The 14,410-nt window shown below is 59.3% G+C and carries 11 protein-coding genes, 1 rRNA gene and 1 pseudogene; 12 read left to right on the forward strand and 1 reads right to left on the reverse strand.

The annotated features are described in order from the left end of the window. Positions 1-123: 123 nt before the first annotated feature. The 6 genes and pseudogenes from rrf (at position 124) to BT122_RS05865 (ending at position 8,511) form a co-directional block, all read left to right on the forward strand. Positions 124-239, forward strand: a 5S ribosomal RNA gene (gene rrf / locus BT122_RS05840). Positions 240-721: 482 nt separating this feature from the next. Next, positions 722-3,550 (forward strand): AfsR/SARP family transcriptional regulator, encoded by a 2,829-nt coding sequence (locus tag BT122_RS05850; RefSeq protein ID WP_177242200.1) that lies wholly within the window; start codon positions 722-724, stop codon positions 3,548-3,550. Between the two features lie 172 nt (positions 3,551-3,722). Next, positions 3,723-6,320: pseudogene (gene secA / locus BT122_RS05855) on the forward strand (preprotein translocase subunit SecA); the annotation flags it as partial. 129 nt (positions 6,321-6,449) lie between these two features. Continuing rightward, positions 6,450-6,521 carry an SEC-C metal-binding domain-containing protein gene (locus BT122_RS11320; RefSeq protein WP_071784273.1) on the forward strand — a complete coding sequence of 24 codons (72 nt, stop codon included), beginning with the start codon at positions 6,450-6,452 and terminating at the stop codon, positions 6,519-6,521. Positions 6,522-6,523: 2 nt separating this feature from the next. Beyond that, positions 6,524-7,639: a peptide chain release factor 2 gene (gene prfB / locus BT122_RS05860; protein ID WP_072355062.1), complete on the forward strand. Its 1,116-nt coding sequence runs from the start codon at positions 6,524-6,526 to the stop codon at positions 7,637-7,639. Then, complete coding sequence (locus BT122_RS05865) at positions 7,636-8,511, forward strand: YitT family protein (protein ID WP_286130321.1); 876 nt, start codon at positions 7,636-7,638, stop codon at positions 8,509-8,511. Before prfB ends, BT122_RS05865 begins: the two co-directional genes overlap by 4 nt. A 6-nt stretch (positions 8,512-8,517) precedes the next feature. Here BT122_RS05865 and BT122_RS05870 read toward each other — a convergent pair whose 3' ends face one another. Further along, entirely contained in the window at positions 8,518-9,333 is an 816-nt protein-coding gene (locus BT122_RS05870) for a DeoR/GlpR family DNA-binding transcription regulator (RefSeq protein ID WP_059056068.1), read from the reverse strand. A 414-nt stretch (positions 9,334-9,747) separates the two neighbouring features. On the opposite strand from BT122_RS05870, the gene BT122_RS05875 reads away from it, so the two are divergent. The 6 genes from BT122_RS05875 (at position 9,748) to BT122_RS05900 (ending at position 14,383) form a co-directional block, all read left to right on the forward strand. Then, the gene (locus tag BT122_RS05875) at positions 9,748-10,203 is read left to right on the forward strand and encodes a PTS sugar transporter subunit IIA (RefSeq protein WP_072355064.1); all 456 of its coding nucleotides are present in this window, start codon (positions 9,748-9,750) and stop codon (positions 10,201-10,203) included. Further along, positions 10,203-10,514, forward strand: coding sequence for a PTS sugar transporter subunit IIB (locus BT122_RS05880; protein ID WP_032111303.1), 312 nt, complete (start codon positions 10,203-10,205; stop codon positions 10,512-10,514). Before BT122_RS05875 ends, BT122_RS05880 begins: the two co-directional genes overlap by 1 nt. A 73-nt stretch (positions 10,515-10,587) precedes the next feature. Next, positions 10,588-11,898: a PTS ascorbate transporter subunit IIC gene (gene ulaA / locus BT122_RS05885; protein ID WP_059056063.1), complete on the forward strand. Its 1,311-nt coding sequence runs from the start codon at positions 10,588-10,590 to the stop codon at positions 11,896-11,898. Positions 11,899-12,051: 153 nt separating this feature from the next. Next, positions 12,052-12,792: a hypothetical protein gene (locus BT122_RS05890; RefSeq protein WP_072355065.1), complete on the forward strand. Its 741-nt coding sequence runs from the start codon at positions 12,052-12,054 to the stop codon at positions 12,790-12,792. A 44-nt stretch (positions 12,793-12,836) separates the two neighbouring features. Further along, positions 12,837-13,445, forward strand: coding sequence for an SIS domain-containing protein (locus tag BT122_RS05895; protein WP_072355066.1), 609 nt, complete (start codon positions 12,837-12,839; stop codon positions 13,443-13,445). Positions 13,446-13,486: 41 nt separating this feature from the next. After that, the gene (locus tag BT122_RS05900; protein ID WP_072355067.1) at positions 13,487-14,383 is read left to right on the forward strand and encodes a dihydrodipicolinate synthase family protein; all 897 of its coding nucleotides are present in this window, start codon (positions 13,487-13,489) and stop codon (positions 14,381-14,383) included. Positions 14,384-14,410 lie beyond the last annotated feature (27 nt).

The following is a 14,410-nucleotide window of genomic DNA, read 5'->3' on the forward strand; positions in this document are numbered from 1 at the left end:
AATCGGCCGAGCTCCTCCGCATGCCCTTCCCATGGGCGGTCCCGGGGGGACTCGACGCTTGCGCGCGCTGTGCGGCCCCCAGGGCACGGTGGGACCACCCCGGAGGCAGAACGCCCCCAGACGGCCAGCGGCCATGGCAGGGGAGGCACACCCGGTCCCATCCCGAACCCGGAAGTTAAGCCCCCGAGCGCCGATTGTACTGCGGGTCCAGCCCGTGGGAGACCAGGACGCCGCTGGCCGACTGGGGGCGTTTTCGCCAGGAGGGGCCCCGCGCCGAGCGCGGGGCCCCTTTCCTTTTGCGCCTGGCCCCTCGTCCGCATGCCTGGGCCGCGCCCGGCCCGGGGCGCGGCCCATTTATTAGGCATGGTGGGCGTCGCTGTCCGCCTTACGGCTTGCTTGCAGCTTTCTGACAATATTTGTTTGCCGTTCATCCGGTTTCTCTCGTACGCTCGACATATCAATGATAGTTTTCGGTCACCGGTTTCCATTGGGGGGTGGTGACCGTTCTTGTGTACCGCCCTCCCATAGAGCATTTGGAAGGGTGAGGTGTTGAGCTATGTCTATCAAAGTCCATCGCCGTCCTGCCGTTGTGCCCGTTGATGAGGTGTCGGACTGCATTTCTAGGAGACTTTCTTCGTGGGGCCTTACTCCACGCTTGGTGTCTTCATTTCTATCCGAACCCCGAACTTCAGATCTGCTTGTCATGTGCTCTGAGCCAGGGATGGGAAAGTCAACCGCTCTTAGGTCTTTCGTCAGCAAAGGGCGAAATTCTTCAACCACGCACTATCTCCGGCTTTATGGTATTGATGGCACCTCGGCTGCTCGTCGGCTCGCCCGTTTGGCTCGACAGGTTGAGAGGGAGTGCCTTGCTGGCAAGTCTGTCAGAGTCGCTCTCGATGATGTGCCTGCGGGCGATGAATCTGTTGTTGATCGGCAGGCCGCTTCGATTTCAAGAATGGTAACTTCTGGAGCATCCGTTGCCGTTAGCCTGCTGCCAGAAGACGATTTACTCGCTGAAAGACTCTCTGGTGCAATTCGCCTTACCTCCAGTGACCTTCTCGTTGGCGACGTCCTTGAGCTTGGGCCAAGTGATCCTCTCTATGATGTACGTTCTCTTACTGGTGGCATTCCCTCGCTTGTTAGTGCACTGCTTCGTGATAACGGCACCTCTCATGTCGATACGCTTGTTGCGGGTAGTACGTATTTCGAAGCGCTTGAGCACCTCGTTGGTGCAACCTTGCGCCCCGGCCTTCTCGATGATGAGATATCGACGCGACTTGCCATGCTTCTCCTTGGTAGTGGGACGTTTGACGACGTTGCAAGCGTGACGTGCATAGATCCAAGTGAGATTGCTGCCGGCCTTGAAGAGAGTGCCCCTCTCTTTGGAATCTCTTGTCATGACGCATCTTTTAGGTGTTTTGGGATTGACACTCTCGATGGTGTTAATGCGTGCAGCGCTTCGCTTTCCCCAAAGGTAGCTCCCTTGTCAGCGCTTTTTGATTCAGCGCTTAGAATGCTGGTTGAGAGGGGCGCGTTTGATAGGGCAGCCGCCATTGCGCGCATTTCTTCTTCCGAGGCGGCTGCCTCTGTGATCCTTGGGCACGCTGAGGAATTCATTGACGTTGGGGAGGTTGCTCTTATTCGGAGATTAGTTGGGCAGGCGCAAGCCCGGTCTCTTATAACTTCTGAGCGCGCGGCATCTATCGAATTGGTTCTATCGGCTCTTGGGGATCCGGGGTTTAGGCTTCCCGAGACTATATCCTCGCAGGAGCGGTCAGAGTTGTCTTCTCTCGCTGGCGTGACGCCTTCGGATGCACTCCTCCTGGGGTGCCGTGCGGTGCTTGCTGGCGAGAGTGTTTCCTCGCGCGGCGATGATGTCGTGGAACCCATTGGTCTTGCTGCGCATTTGCAGGCGGTTCAGCTGCTGCGCGATGGACGCCCGGGCGCTGTCCAGCGCCTTGTGGGGCCGCGTGTGTTTTCAAGTATGGAGGGTTCGCTTGCGACTGCGCTGTTGCGGCTCGATATGGCTATTGCCTGCGTTCTTCTCGGGGATGACAGAATGAGCGATTGCATTTCGGACTCCTTGGCGCGAGAGTTCTTCATGCGAGATGGCTACTCGGCTCTCAGGGATGAAGAGACGTTCCTATTGGCGCTCGACGCGCTTGCGCATGGCTCGTGCGACCTCTCGTCCATAGATGCCCTGGTAAGTGAAGCAGAGCGGTCAGGAAATGAGCTGATTCGCGTGGCTGCCCTCATGATGGGTGCCGCGGTCGAATATGTGCAGGGCGATTATCGAAGCGCGGGACTACGAAGTGCTATTGCGGCAGGGGCTGCGGGACGCGCAGGGTTTGCCCATCTTGAAGCGGAAGCCAATGTGTTGTGTTGTGCAGCTGCGGGTTCGAGCATGGGCATTGGCGCGGTTCCACCCAATTGGGAGGACACATGCGATACTGGGGAGCTCTCTGCTGTTGCCAAGCTTGTGCGCTCTGCGCTTGGCGGAGACGAAGACCTGCAGGATTCGCAGCGAATACGTGGAGGCGCTGCCCTACCCAGTGACGAAATCTGGCTCCTTAGGGTTTTGCTCTCGGGGAAAGGCGATGTTCCCGAGCGTCTGAGGAACCTAATTCCCCATACTTGGGCGACTGCGATTCCGCCGATTCCATTGCTCCAGTCAACCTCCAGCATTACCGTGCGTCCGAGAAGACAGCCTGCGGGCCGTTGTGATGATGAAGGACTTGCCGAGGCGGCATTGGGAGTTAGGCTGAAGCTTGGTCTTCTCGGTGGATTCTCGCTCAACGTTGATGGTAAACAGGTGCCTGAATGGCATATCGACCGACGTGCCACCAAGGCGATGCTGGTGTTTATTGCGCTGCATCCAAAGCTCTCAGCAAAGAGGTACGAAATCATTGAGCAGCTCTGGCCTGATTGCGACTACAAAGCAGGTCTTGACAAGATTTACCAGGCAACGAGTACATTGAGAAAGGAAATCTCGGCAGTGGCGCCGGGATTTGACCCCTTCCTCTCAAGTAGGGGCGACAGGTCTGTCTCGCTCGATCCTGCAGTCATCGAATGCGATTTCTTGGAGTTTGAGGAGGCCGCCAGGGAAGCCCTGGCATCTGAGGGAGATGACATGCGTGTATTGGATGCCGCCATAAGGTCTGAGAAGCTCTATACGGGGGACCTCTTTGTGCCCACGCGGGACTTTATGGGATATGTTGTGGCGCGCCGGCAGGAGCTTCGCGAGCTTTACGTTGACGCTATGGTCGCGGGGGCAGAGGCCGCCTTGAGACTTGGCAGATATAGGATATCCGCCAGGCTTGCCGATGCGGCAACAGCCGTGGATGACCTGCGCGAAGATGCCGTTGAAGTTCTCATACAGGCATTAAGGGCAAGTGGCAGAGTGTTCGAAGCCGAGCAGCGCTACAAGAGGTTTGCCGTTCGCTTTGTCGATAGGACACACATGCCGCCCTCCAAGCGTCTCCGGAAGGCGATGAGCGCAAAAGGGAATGGGGCAAAAGGTGGCCCCGCCGCTCGATCCGAAGGGGACTAAATTTCCTATCCGCCTATACGAGCTTGGTTTCCCCACGATTAACACCGAGAATACAGTGCGCTTTTAGTGAGACCATGCCCCTCGCCACCACGGTGAGTTTGCTATGGGTAAAGTGAAAAATGCATGTGCCGGTGGATAGTCACCGCCCATCAAACAGTATGAAGGACTGCCCATGCCAAACTTTCTCTCCAAATTGCTTTCCGCTGGAGCCGACAAGGACCTCAAGGAATACCAGCGCATCACCGCGCATGTCAACGACCTCGAGCCGCGCTTTAGCGCCATGGACGACGAGGAACTGAGCGGCCAAACAAAGCTGTTCCGCGAGCGCATCGAAAACGGCGAGACGCTCGATGACCTTCTCCCCGAGGCATTTGCTGCCGTGAGGGAAGCGTCCCGTCGGACGACGGGCATGCGTCACTTTGACGTGCAGATTATTGGCGGCATCGCGCTGCATCGCGGCACCATCGCCGAGATGAAGACCGGCGAAGGCAAGACCCTGGTCTCAACGCTTGCTGGCTACCTCAACGCTCTTGAGGGCAAGGGCGTACACATTGTGACTGTGAACGACTATCTTGCCAAGCGAGACAGCGAGTGGATGGGCCAGATCTATCGCTTCATGGGCCTTAAAGTAGGCCTGCTCCAGAATGGTATGAGGCTCAACCTAAAGAAGCCTGCCTACCAGGCAGACGTTACCTATGGCACAAACTCCGAGTTTGGCTTTGACTACCTGCGTGACAACATGGTTACGCGGCCAAGCCTTCGTGTTCAGCGCGGGCATCACTATGCGATCGTCGACGAGGTTGACTCCATCCTTATCGACGAGGCGCGCACGCCGCTTATCATCTCTGGCGCGGGAACCAAATCCGCAGGTACCTACAAGGACTTTGCCCGCGCGGTCCGTGGCCTTACTCCAGACGTTGACTTCGAGATGGACGAGGCCAAGCACACCATTGCTGCGACTGACGAGGGCCTCAAGAAGATCGAGCGCAACCTTGGCATCGATGACATTTACGCCGATCCCTCCGGACAGCTGGTGAACCACCTCCAGCAGGCCCTCAAGGCGCAGTACATGTTCCACCGTGACCAGCAGTACGTGGTTGTCGATGGCGAGGTCAAGATTGTCGATGAGTTCACGGGCCGCATCATGGAGGGTAGGCGCTATTCCGAGGGCCTGCACCAGGCAATCGAGGCCAAGGAAGGCGTCCTCGTGCGCGAAGAGAGCCAGACGCTTGCCACGATCACCCTCCAGAACTACTTCCTTATGTACGACAAACTTTCGGGCATGACTGGTACTGCCATGACCGAGGACGCAGAGTTCCGCGAGGTCTACCACGTCCCCGTGCAGGTGATTCCGCCCAACAAGCCCGTCATTCGCGTGGATCACGACGATCTTGTCTACAAGACAGTGGCTGCCAAGTTCAACGCTGTCGCCGATGACGTGGCCGAGCGCCACGCCAAGGGGCAGCCGTGTCTTGTGGGTACTGTCTCGATCGAGAACTCAGAGCGCCTCTCTCGCATTCTGGACAAGCGTGGCATCAAGCACAACGTCCTCAACGCCAAGTACCACGAGCGCGAGGCGCAGATCGTTGCGCAGGCGGGCCGTGAGGGCGCTGTAACCATTGCAACTAACATGGCTGGCCGTGGTACGGATATCCTTCTTGGCGGTAACCCCAAGGCAATGGCCGAGGACATGCTTCGCGAGCAGGGCTTCTATGCACCAGTGAAGGAGGGCGAGGAGCCAGTCGTACCCACCGAGGAACAGCGCGCTGCCGCCCTCGAGAAGGCGAAGGCAATCTGCGATAAGGAGCGCGAGCACGTGGTTGCCGCCGGTGGCCTTGCCGTCATTGGTACCGAGCGCCACGAGAGCCGTCGTATTGACAACCAGCTGCGAGGTCGCTCTGGCCGTCAGGGCGATCCCGGCGAGACCCAGTTCTACCTCTCCCTTGAGGACGACCTCATGCGCCTCTTTGGCGGCGACCGCATGGACCGCATCTCGGCGATGATGACCAAGTACGACATGCCCGACGACATGCCCATCAAGTCAAAGCTCGTGACGCGCGCGGTTGAAAGCGCCCAGCGCAAGGTCGAAGAGGTCAACTTCGCCATGCGTAAGAGCGTCCTCGACTACGATGACGTTATGAACAAGCAGCGCCAGGTCATCTACGAGGAGCGCAACAAGATCCTGGACGGCAAGGACCTCATGAGCCACGTCGAGGAGGTCACCTACGATACCGTCCAACGCAAGGTGAACGAGTACTGCTCCGAGACGGCCGATCCGGAGGAGTGGGATCTTGCAGGCCTCGACAAGTGGGTGCGCGACCTCACGGGCCGTACCGACGGACCTACGTTCACGGTTGACTCCGACCAGGGAGACATCACCGATGCCGTCGATGCCTTTGTAAACACCTGCTACAAGGAGAAGGAGCAGCGCCTGGGCGACCAGATTATGAGCGACCTCTCGGCCCAGGTTATGCTTCGCGTAATTGATACGCGCTGGATGACATACCTGCAGGAGATGGATTATCTCAAGACTGGCATTGGCCTGCGTGGCTATGGCCAGCGCGACCCGCTCGTCGAGTACAAGAGCGAGGCCTACGCCGCCTTTACCGAGCTGGTCAATACCATGTACGAGGACTTTCTCCGCACCATTCTCCGCATTGAGATCGCCGTGCGGCCCACGGCTCCTGCTAAGCCCCAGGGGGATGACGAGGCACTCTCCGATGAGCTGCGCGGTGCCCAGTACTCCGGTCCTGCCGAGGTCGATGGTGACCACAGTGTGCCTGCACGCCGTTCTGCCGCAGACGCACCGCGTAAGCAGGGCGGCAACGGCAATGCCAACGCCGGCGCCGGCAAGCCTCGCACCTATCGCAAGGACGAGGATCCCGACCCTTACGTTGGCGTGGGGAGGAATGACCCCTGCCCCTGCGGTAGCGGCAAGAAGTTCAAGAACTGCCACGGCAGGAACAGGTAGCCATGGCCGACATCGATAGCTCTGCACTCGACGCCCTATCCGCACGGCTCGACGAGGTCGAGGGCTACCTCCATGTTGACGAGCTGCGGGGGACCGTCGCACAGCTCGAGCAGGAGAGCATGGCACCAGGCTTCTGGGACGATGCCAATGCGGCTCGCGAGACCATGGCGCGCCTCTCAGCTGCAAAGTCCGACGTTGCCGGCATCGATGCGGCTCGCGCAAAGCTAGAGGATGCGCGCGCGGCTCTCGAGCTTGGCGAGGAGACCTCAGACGATGACCTTCTCGCCGAGGCCGCCTCGATTGCCTCCTCCCTCGAGCATGACCTCACCGAGCTTGAGCTCTCCAGCTGGTTCACCGATGACCTCGACCACGGTGACGCAATTGTGACGGTGACACCTGGTCAAGGTGGTCTTGAGGCCCAGGACTGGTGCGACATGCTCTTCCACATGTACCTACGCTACTGCGACAGGCGCGGCTGGACGGTAGACGTGAACGACGCGCCTCAGGCGGAGGTCATCGGCATAGACCATGCCACCTTCACGGTGCATGGACACAACGCCTACGGCATGCTTCGCGCCGAGCAGGGCGTGCATCGCCTGGTGCGCATCTCTCCCACTGACGAGAAGAAGCGCCGCCAGACCACATTTGCTGGCGTGGAGGTGCTGCCGATACTGCCTGATGACATTGAGGTGGATATCGACCCCAAAGACCTGCGCATCGACGTGTATCATGCAACCGGCCACGGTGGCCAGGGTGTCAATACGACGGACTCTGCCGTGCGCATCACGCACATCCCAACCGGTACGGTTGTCACGTGCCAGAACGAACGAAGCCAGCTCCAGAACAAGGCGTTTGCGATGAAGATTCTTCGCAGCCGCCTGTATGAGATGGAGCTTGAGAAGCGCGCTGCCGAGCTCGACGAGCTTCGCGGGCCAAAGCACGAGATTGGCTTTGGCAACCAGATCAGAAGCTACGTTCTCTATCCCTACCAGCTGGTGAAGGACCTGCGCACGGGAATGGAGACCGGCAATGTTGACTCGGTCCTCCAGGACGGCGACCTCGACAAGTTCATCATTGCCTATCACAGATGGGTGGTTGCCGGAAGGCCGGAGCAGTGAGAAAGCTCAGCTGGCGCGAGGTGGCGCTCGACGCCGCCCTCATATTCTTTGGCTCGCTCCTTTTTGCTTTTGGTCTCGACTGCTTTGAGATCCCTAACGGCTTGGCTGCTGGTGGAATTACGGGCCTGGCAACGGTGTTTCATGCCCTTGCTCTTCAGGTGGGGGTCAACCTTCCAGTGGGCATCCAGTCCATTGTCATGAACGTCCTGCTCTTTGCCTACGTGGTCAAGTCGGGGAGCAAACGCTACGCCGTTCTCACCGCAGCGGGAATCATTGTCTCGGGCGTGCTCACCGACGCTATAGTTCCCCTTGTTCCCATTCTGGGCGAGGGAGACCTCCTTCTCTGCGCGCTGTGGGGCGGCGTCATCACGGGTGTTGGCCTTGGGATGGTCTTTCGAACGGGTGGCAACACCGGCGGGACCGACATCATCGCCCAGCTGATAGCGAGAAAGACGGGGGCATCCGTTGGGAGCATGGCCATTGTGGTCGACGGCGCCATCGTCGCTCTCTCGGCGCCGGTCTTCTCGATAGAGAACGCGCTCTATGCCGCGGTTGCGATGTATATCTGCGGACGCGTGGTCGATGCCGTGGTAGATGGTCCGCGCGTCCAGCGGGCAGCCTATATCATCTCTGAGAAGCATGAGAGAATCGCCCGGCAGATTCTGATGGAGCTTGACCGAGGCTGCACCGAGCTCGAGGCAAAGGGCATGTGGAGCCGTGAGCTGCGGCCCGTCCTCTTCTGCGTGCTTTCGCGCGGTGAGATTGCTCACCTCAAAGAAATAGTTGCCGAGACGGATCCCGATGCAATCGTAGTGATCGCTGAGGTTCACGAGGTATATGGGGAGGGCTTCAAGAGCATCGAGAAGCGCTAGGCACCTCTAGGGTTCCCGCAGCTCCGCCTCATCCTCGGCGAGCTGCATCGAGCTGGGACCAAGGTCGACCCGTATGACCTCCGAAACGCCATACTCCTTAAGCTGTTCAACCTGCTCGTCGGTAGCGCCGGAATCCGTGATGAGCAGGTCGACCTCATCGGTGGATCCAAACTGGAAGCTCGATGTCTGCCCAATCTTCGAAGAGTCCGCAACTATCACGTGCACGCGTGAACGCTCGAGCATCATCGCGTTGACTGCGGGCTCGGGGGCGGTTGCGGAGGTAAGGCCATAGGTGGGCGAGAGGCCCGTCACGCCCAAGAAGCACTTGGTTGCCGTGATGCGCTTCACGCATTCGAGTGCAAACTCCCCAGTCATGGAGGCCTTTGGGGGTCGAATCTCGCCGCCGGTAAGGATAATCGATGCGTTTGGGCGCTCGGTGAGGAGCAGCGCCTTCGCGTTGTTGGTGATAACGGTCACGTCCTGCGCCGTGATGTACGAGATGATGGAAAGTGCCGTGGAGCTGGCGTTGATGAAGATGCAGTCGCCGTCATTCACGTGCTTGGCGGCTTCGCGCGCAATGGCTTTGTTGGCACGAATCTGGCGTGAGCCCGAGGGGCGCCCGAGAGGATTGAGTAATGTCGCGGTGCCGTATTGCCGCGACAGTACGTGCTGCTCCTCCAGATAATCAAGGTCGCGCCGTATGGTGAGGGTCGAGACGCCAAAGTGGTCGGCAAGTTCTGCCACGCCCACCTGACCCTTTCGCTCGAGAAGGGCGACTATGGCATCCCTGCGAGCGGCAATATAGGCCTTGCTTCTCTTCATGTCCGCCTCCGCCCTCCATAACACTGCGCTGGCGGAATCAATTATACGAAGTGAAAATGTCTATTGATAGTCAATCGAACATAAAGATTGATGCTCTAATACCTATATTTTTCGCTTATATCAATAAGATGAACAATGCTTTATCGTTCGTAAATTTCGTTCGTAATTACATAAAAATAGTTACATATATATAACTATTAAGTGATACATCATTCAATAAAATATTAAAAACCGCAGCTAGAAAGCATGAATGCACAATGATTCAATAGACCGCTGAGCGACATTGGGGAAAATTTGCGCCGAGAATATGAACAATTAGTTGCGAAGGTGTTCGTTTAGTGTCACAGTTACGAACGGTCATTGAGGGGCGGCCGTACGTGGTTGCCCGAGATTCAAGGAAGGGTAGGTGGTTGCATGCTCAGCGATCTTCTCGATGAGAGCCTAGTTCAGCTCAACGTCGAGGCGAGCGACTGGGAGGATGCCATTCGCAAGGCAACGGCTCCTCTGGTTGCCAATGGCAAGGTGACGGAGGGCTACGTTGACGACATCATCAAGGGTGTCCACGAACTTGGCCCGTACATCGTGATCACGGAGCACGTGGCGCTCCCGCACGCCCGTCCCGAGAGCGGAGCTCTCGAGTCTGCCGTGGGTATTGTGACGCTCAAGAATCCTGTCGAGTTTGGCAGCGAGGACAACGATCCGGTGAAGTACCTGTTCCCGCTCAGCGCGAAGGACAACGACTCGCATCTGAGTGCGCTTCAGTCGTTGGTCGAGCTTCTTTCCGATCCGGACTTCTTTACCAAGCTCGACGCCTGCAAGGATGCAAAGGAAGTCGTGGACCTTGTCCACGCTAAGGAAAGGGGTATGTAATGGACCGCAAGTATCACGCTCTGGTGTGCTGCCGCGCTGGCATGGGCTCTTCGATGATGCTCAAGATCAAGTGCGACCAGGTCATCAAAGAGGACAACCTCCCCATCGAGACCGAGCACGGCAACCTCGACTCCATCATCGGCTTCCGTGGCGACCTCGTGATCACGATGATCGACCTCACCGAGGAGCTTTCCCAGGATCCCCGCGTTCCCTCCGCGATTGGCATCAAGAACCTCGTCGACAAGAACGAGATCCGCGAGAAGCTTCACGCGTGGCTTGACGAGCACAAGGGCGAGGAGCCCCGCAGGTAGCAAACACGTAGCTGGGTAGGACAACGCACCACACGAGCGGGAGAACCCGCAGTTTCATCGGAAGGATTATCACATGCTGAACGCATTCCTCATGCAGATGAGGGACACAGCGCTGATTATGGGCATCATCGCCCTTGTCGGCCTGCTCCTGCAGAAGAAGTCGGCGGTTGATACGTTTGCCGGCACCGTCAAGACCATCATCGGCTTCATGATCTTCAACATCGGCTCCAGCGCCATGTCCGCACAGATCACCACCTTTGGCGCCATGTTCTCCACCGCCTTCAACGTGCAGGGCGTCGTGACGCAGGTCGAGGTCGCAACCTCTCTCGCGCTTGACACCTACGGCACCGAGGTCGCCCTAGTCATGGTCTTCGGCTTCGTCATGAACCTCGTATTCGCCAAGATCACCCCTTGGAAGGCAATCTTCCTGACCGGTCAGCACTTCCTGTACTTCGCCTGCGTCCTCGCGCTGGTCTTCATCGCCCTGGGCGCCCCCATCGCCGTCACCGTCATCTGCGGCGGCGTTGTCCTCGGCTTCTGCGGCGCTGCCCTGCCGTCGCTCTGCCAGCCCTTCGTTGAGAAGCTCACTGGCTCCAACGACTTCGCCATCGGTCACTTCAACTGCATCGGCTACGCTTTCTCCGGCTACTGCGGCAAGCTCTTCGCCAAGAAGAACGAGAAGGAGATCGAGAACAACGAGGTCAAGGAGGCCAACCTCCCCGAGTTCTTCAAGCTCTTCCGTGACTTCGTCTTCTCCGTGGCCCTGTTCATGATCGTGCTCTTCTACATCGTGACCATCGCCTGCTTCGTGACCGGTCACTTTGGTGACACCCTTGCCAACGGCAAGCCCTTCACCTCCTACTTCGGCAACGACATCTGGTGGATCTGGCCGTTCCTCGCTGGCCTCCAGTTCGCCGCTGGCATGTCCGTCCTGATCTACGGCGTGCGTCAGTTCATCGCCGAGATCACCGCAGCCTTCGTGGGTATCTCCGAGAAGCTCATCCCCGATGCCCGTCCTGCCGTCGACTGCCCCGCCATCTTCCCGTTCGCGCCTGACGCCGTCATCATCGGCTTCATCGGCTCGTTCCTCGGTGGCCTCGTTGCCATGGCTTTCATGGTCGCCTTCCACAGCCCGACCATCATGATTCCTGCTGCCGGCATCTGCTTCTTCTCTGGTGGCACCTGCGGCGTCTGCGGCTATGCCTACGGTGGCTGGCGTGGCGCCCTGCTCGGCTCGTTCCTCGTTGGCATCTTCCTCTGCGCCGGCCCGCTGATCCTCTATCCTGCGTTCGCCTCGCTCGGAATCGCCGGCGCCTCGTTCCCCAACGTCGACTACAACATTGTCGGCTCGATCATCTACGGCATCGGCAGCCTCTTCGCCTAGTCGTACGGGAACCAGAATTGCACTTCCTACTCAGCCCTAGCGTTTGATTTCAGGGGCGCCCGCGGCACGCCACGGGCGCCCCTTCGCCAATCTGGGAACAAGCGGTCCCATCGGACGCAACGACACCGGTGTGGGCAACACGAAGGGAGACCAGTGGCACATAAGAAGCAAAACAGCAAAGCATCCTCCGCAAGGTCCAACCCCAAAGCCGTCGAGCGCGACGAGGCCGACAAGAGCAAGCCGGCTGCATCCACCGAGCCTTCGAAGGGTCCGCAGAAGATCGGGGGCCACGCTCAGGACTCCTCCGCCGACAAGGCGAGAAGGGCGAGCGACGCGGTTCTCGGAGACATCATCGGGATGGCCAAGCCAATAGCCATTCCCGATTTGCCCGAGGACGAGCTTGAGCTCTCGGTTGGGGAGGACAGGAAGAGGCTCTTGCTTCAGGGCGTGCTCCTCCTCCTTGCGGTGCTCGCCTTGCTCTTCCTCACCTTCTGGTTTGGCGTTGTGGCCAACGCCTCCGGCAACGTGTGGTTCCTCCTGGCGCTCATCCTGTCGCTCACCGCCGCGTGGTTCGTGTCAAAGCGTATGGGTAGGTTCCTCGGCAAGTTCTTCATGAAGACCGGAGTCGTCGACTTTGGCAGCAAGTACGTCTACATCTACGAGAAGTCAGATCCCAAGGAGGCCACGGTCGTCACGTACAAGGACGTCAAGTTCTACAAGACCGTGCGTCAGGGCAACTCCATTCGCCTCCTCCTCTGGGGCGACTGGGTCAAGCATCCGTCTGGCTATCTCTACTTGGGCATCACGCGCCCGTTCATGGCAGACACGCTTGGCTCCCTGGAAACCCAGATTTGCGAGACTCTGGCACGTCACCACGTCAAGGAAAAGAAGTAGCGCCGGAACGATTCCGGCTCCTACATAGAAGGAAAGGGGAAACAATGGCAACTGATAAGGAGCAGGTCGAGGAGTTCCTCGGCATTGTGAAGACCTCGCTCGACGAGTACGTCGCTGGCATCGACTTTGATGCCCTGAGCGCCGCCAAGCAGCTCATCCTCGACGCCGAGAAGAATGGTGGCCGCGTGCACGTGACGGGCATCGGCAAGCCTGGCCACGTATCCGGCTATGCAGCCTCGCTCTTCTCGTCGACCGGCACGCCCACCTACGAGCTTCACGGGACCGAGTGCGTTCACGGCAGTGCTGGCCAGGTGCTTCCTGGCGACATTGTGATCGCCATCTCCAACTCTGGTGAGACCGGCGAGCTCAAGGCTACCGTCACCTGCCTCAAGAAGAATGGTGCCAAGATCATCGCCCTCACGGGCAACCCGCAGTCCTGGCTTGCCCAGCAGGGTGACGTTGTACTAGTCGCAGGCGTCAAGCAGGAGGGCGACTCCATGAACAAGCCGCCACGCGCCTCCATTCTGGCCGAGGTCATCGAGCTGCAGTGCCTCTCCATTCTGCTGCAGAACGAGTTTGGCCTCACTCCCGAGAAGTACGTCACCTGGCACCCAGGCGGAGCCCTCGGCGCCTCCATCCGCGCAGGCAAGTAGTAGACCCATCCGTAAGGACAGGCAGAAAGGCAGTTTCAAGCATGTCAACGTTCTCCGGGGTCATCGTCCCCATGGTCACGCCGTTCAGGCGCGACGAAGGCCAGACCATCAACTACGAGGCGGGCGAGCAGCTCGTTGAGAGGATTATCGCGGGCGGTGCGAGCGGCATCTTCACCTTCGGCTCCAACGGCGAGTTCCACGTGTGCACGCCGGACGAGAAGATAGAGTTCTCGAAGTTCGTGATCGAGAAGGTCGCCGGCCGCGTGCCCGTCTACGTGGGAACCGGCTCCTGCTCCACGCGCGAGGCCGTGGAGATGTCCAAGCGCGCCGAGGACGCCGGCGCCTCAGCCGTCTCGGTCATCAACCCCTACTTCATGAAGGTCTCCGATGCCGAGATCGAGGGCTACTACGAGGCTGTCGCCGAGAGCGTCAAGATTCCCGTGCTCATGTACAACATCCCCAAGTCCACGGGCACCAACCTCTCGCCCGAGGTCGTGGCGCGCGTCGCCGAGATCGACAACGTCAAGGGCGTGAAGGACTCCTCCGGCAACATGGAGAACCTCGCCGCCTACATCGAGGCCGCCAGGGGTAAGGACGTCGACGTGCTCGTGGGCTCCGACGGCAAGATTTCCGCCGCCCATGCGCTCGGCGCCTCAGGCGCCATCGCCGGTACCGCCAACCTCATCACTAACGTAGTCGTGTCGCTGTGGCGCGCCCTCGAGGAGGGCGACTCCGAGGCCGCTGCGTCCTACCAGGCAGACGTCGAGCCCATCCGCGACGTCCTGCACATGGGCTCCACGCCCCAGACGCTCAAGCGCGCTCTCGAGCTCGCCGGCGTCCCCGTGGGCCCGGCCAGGAGGCCCGTGGCGGAGACCACGCCCGAGGTGGACGAGAAGGTCCGCGCCATGCTCGACCACTACGGCATCGCGCACGAGTAGCGTGCAGGTATAGCGAGAAAGAGGGAG

Origin of the sequence: Olsenella sp. kh2p3 (assembly GCA_900119625.1) — a bacterium.
Lineage (GTDB): Bacteria > Actinomycetota > Coriobacteriia > Coriobacteriales > Atopobiaceae > Tractidigestivibacter.

Excerpts from the sequence above, each read along its gene's own strand:
- BT122_RS05850 (WP_177242200.1), top strand. The coding sequence starts at position 722 with ATGGGAAAGTCAACCGCTCTTAGGTCTTTCGTCAGCAAAGGGCGAAAT.
- prfB (WP_072355062.1), top strand. The coding sequence starts at position 6,524 with ATGGCCGACATCGATAGCTCTGCACTCGACGCCCTATCCGCACGGCTC.
- BT122_RS05870 (WP_059056068.1), bottom strand. The coding sequence starts at position 9,333 with ATGAAGAGAAGCAAGGCCTATATTGCCGCTCGCAGGGATGCCATAGTC.
- BT122_RS05875 (WP_072355064.1), top strand. The coding sequence starts at position 9,748 with ATGCTCAGCGATCTTCTCGATGAGAGCCTAGTTCAGCTCAACGTCGAG.
- BT122_RS05880 (WP_032111303.1), top strand. The coding sequence starts at position 10,203 with ATGGACCGCAAGTATCACGCTCTGGTGTGCTGCCGCGCTGGCATGGGC.
- ulaA (WP_059056063.1), top strand. The coding sequence starts at position 10,588 with ATGCTGAACGCATTCCTCATGCAGATGAGGGACACAGCGCTGATTATG.
- BT122_RS05895 (WP_072355066.1), top strand. The coding sequence starts at position 12,837 with ATGGCAACTGATAAGGAGCAGGTCGAGGAGTTCCTCGGCATTGTGAAG.
- BT122_RS05900 (WP_072355067.1), top strand. The coding sequence starts at position 13,487 with ATGTCAACGTTCTCCGGGGTCATCGTCCCCATGGTCACGCCGTTCAGG.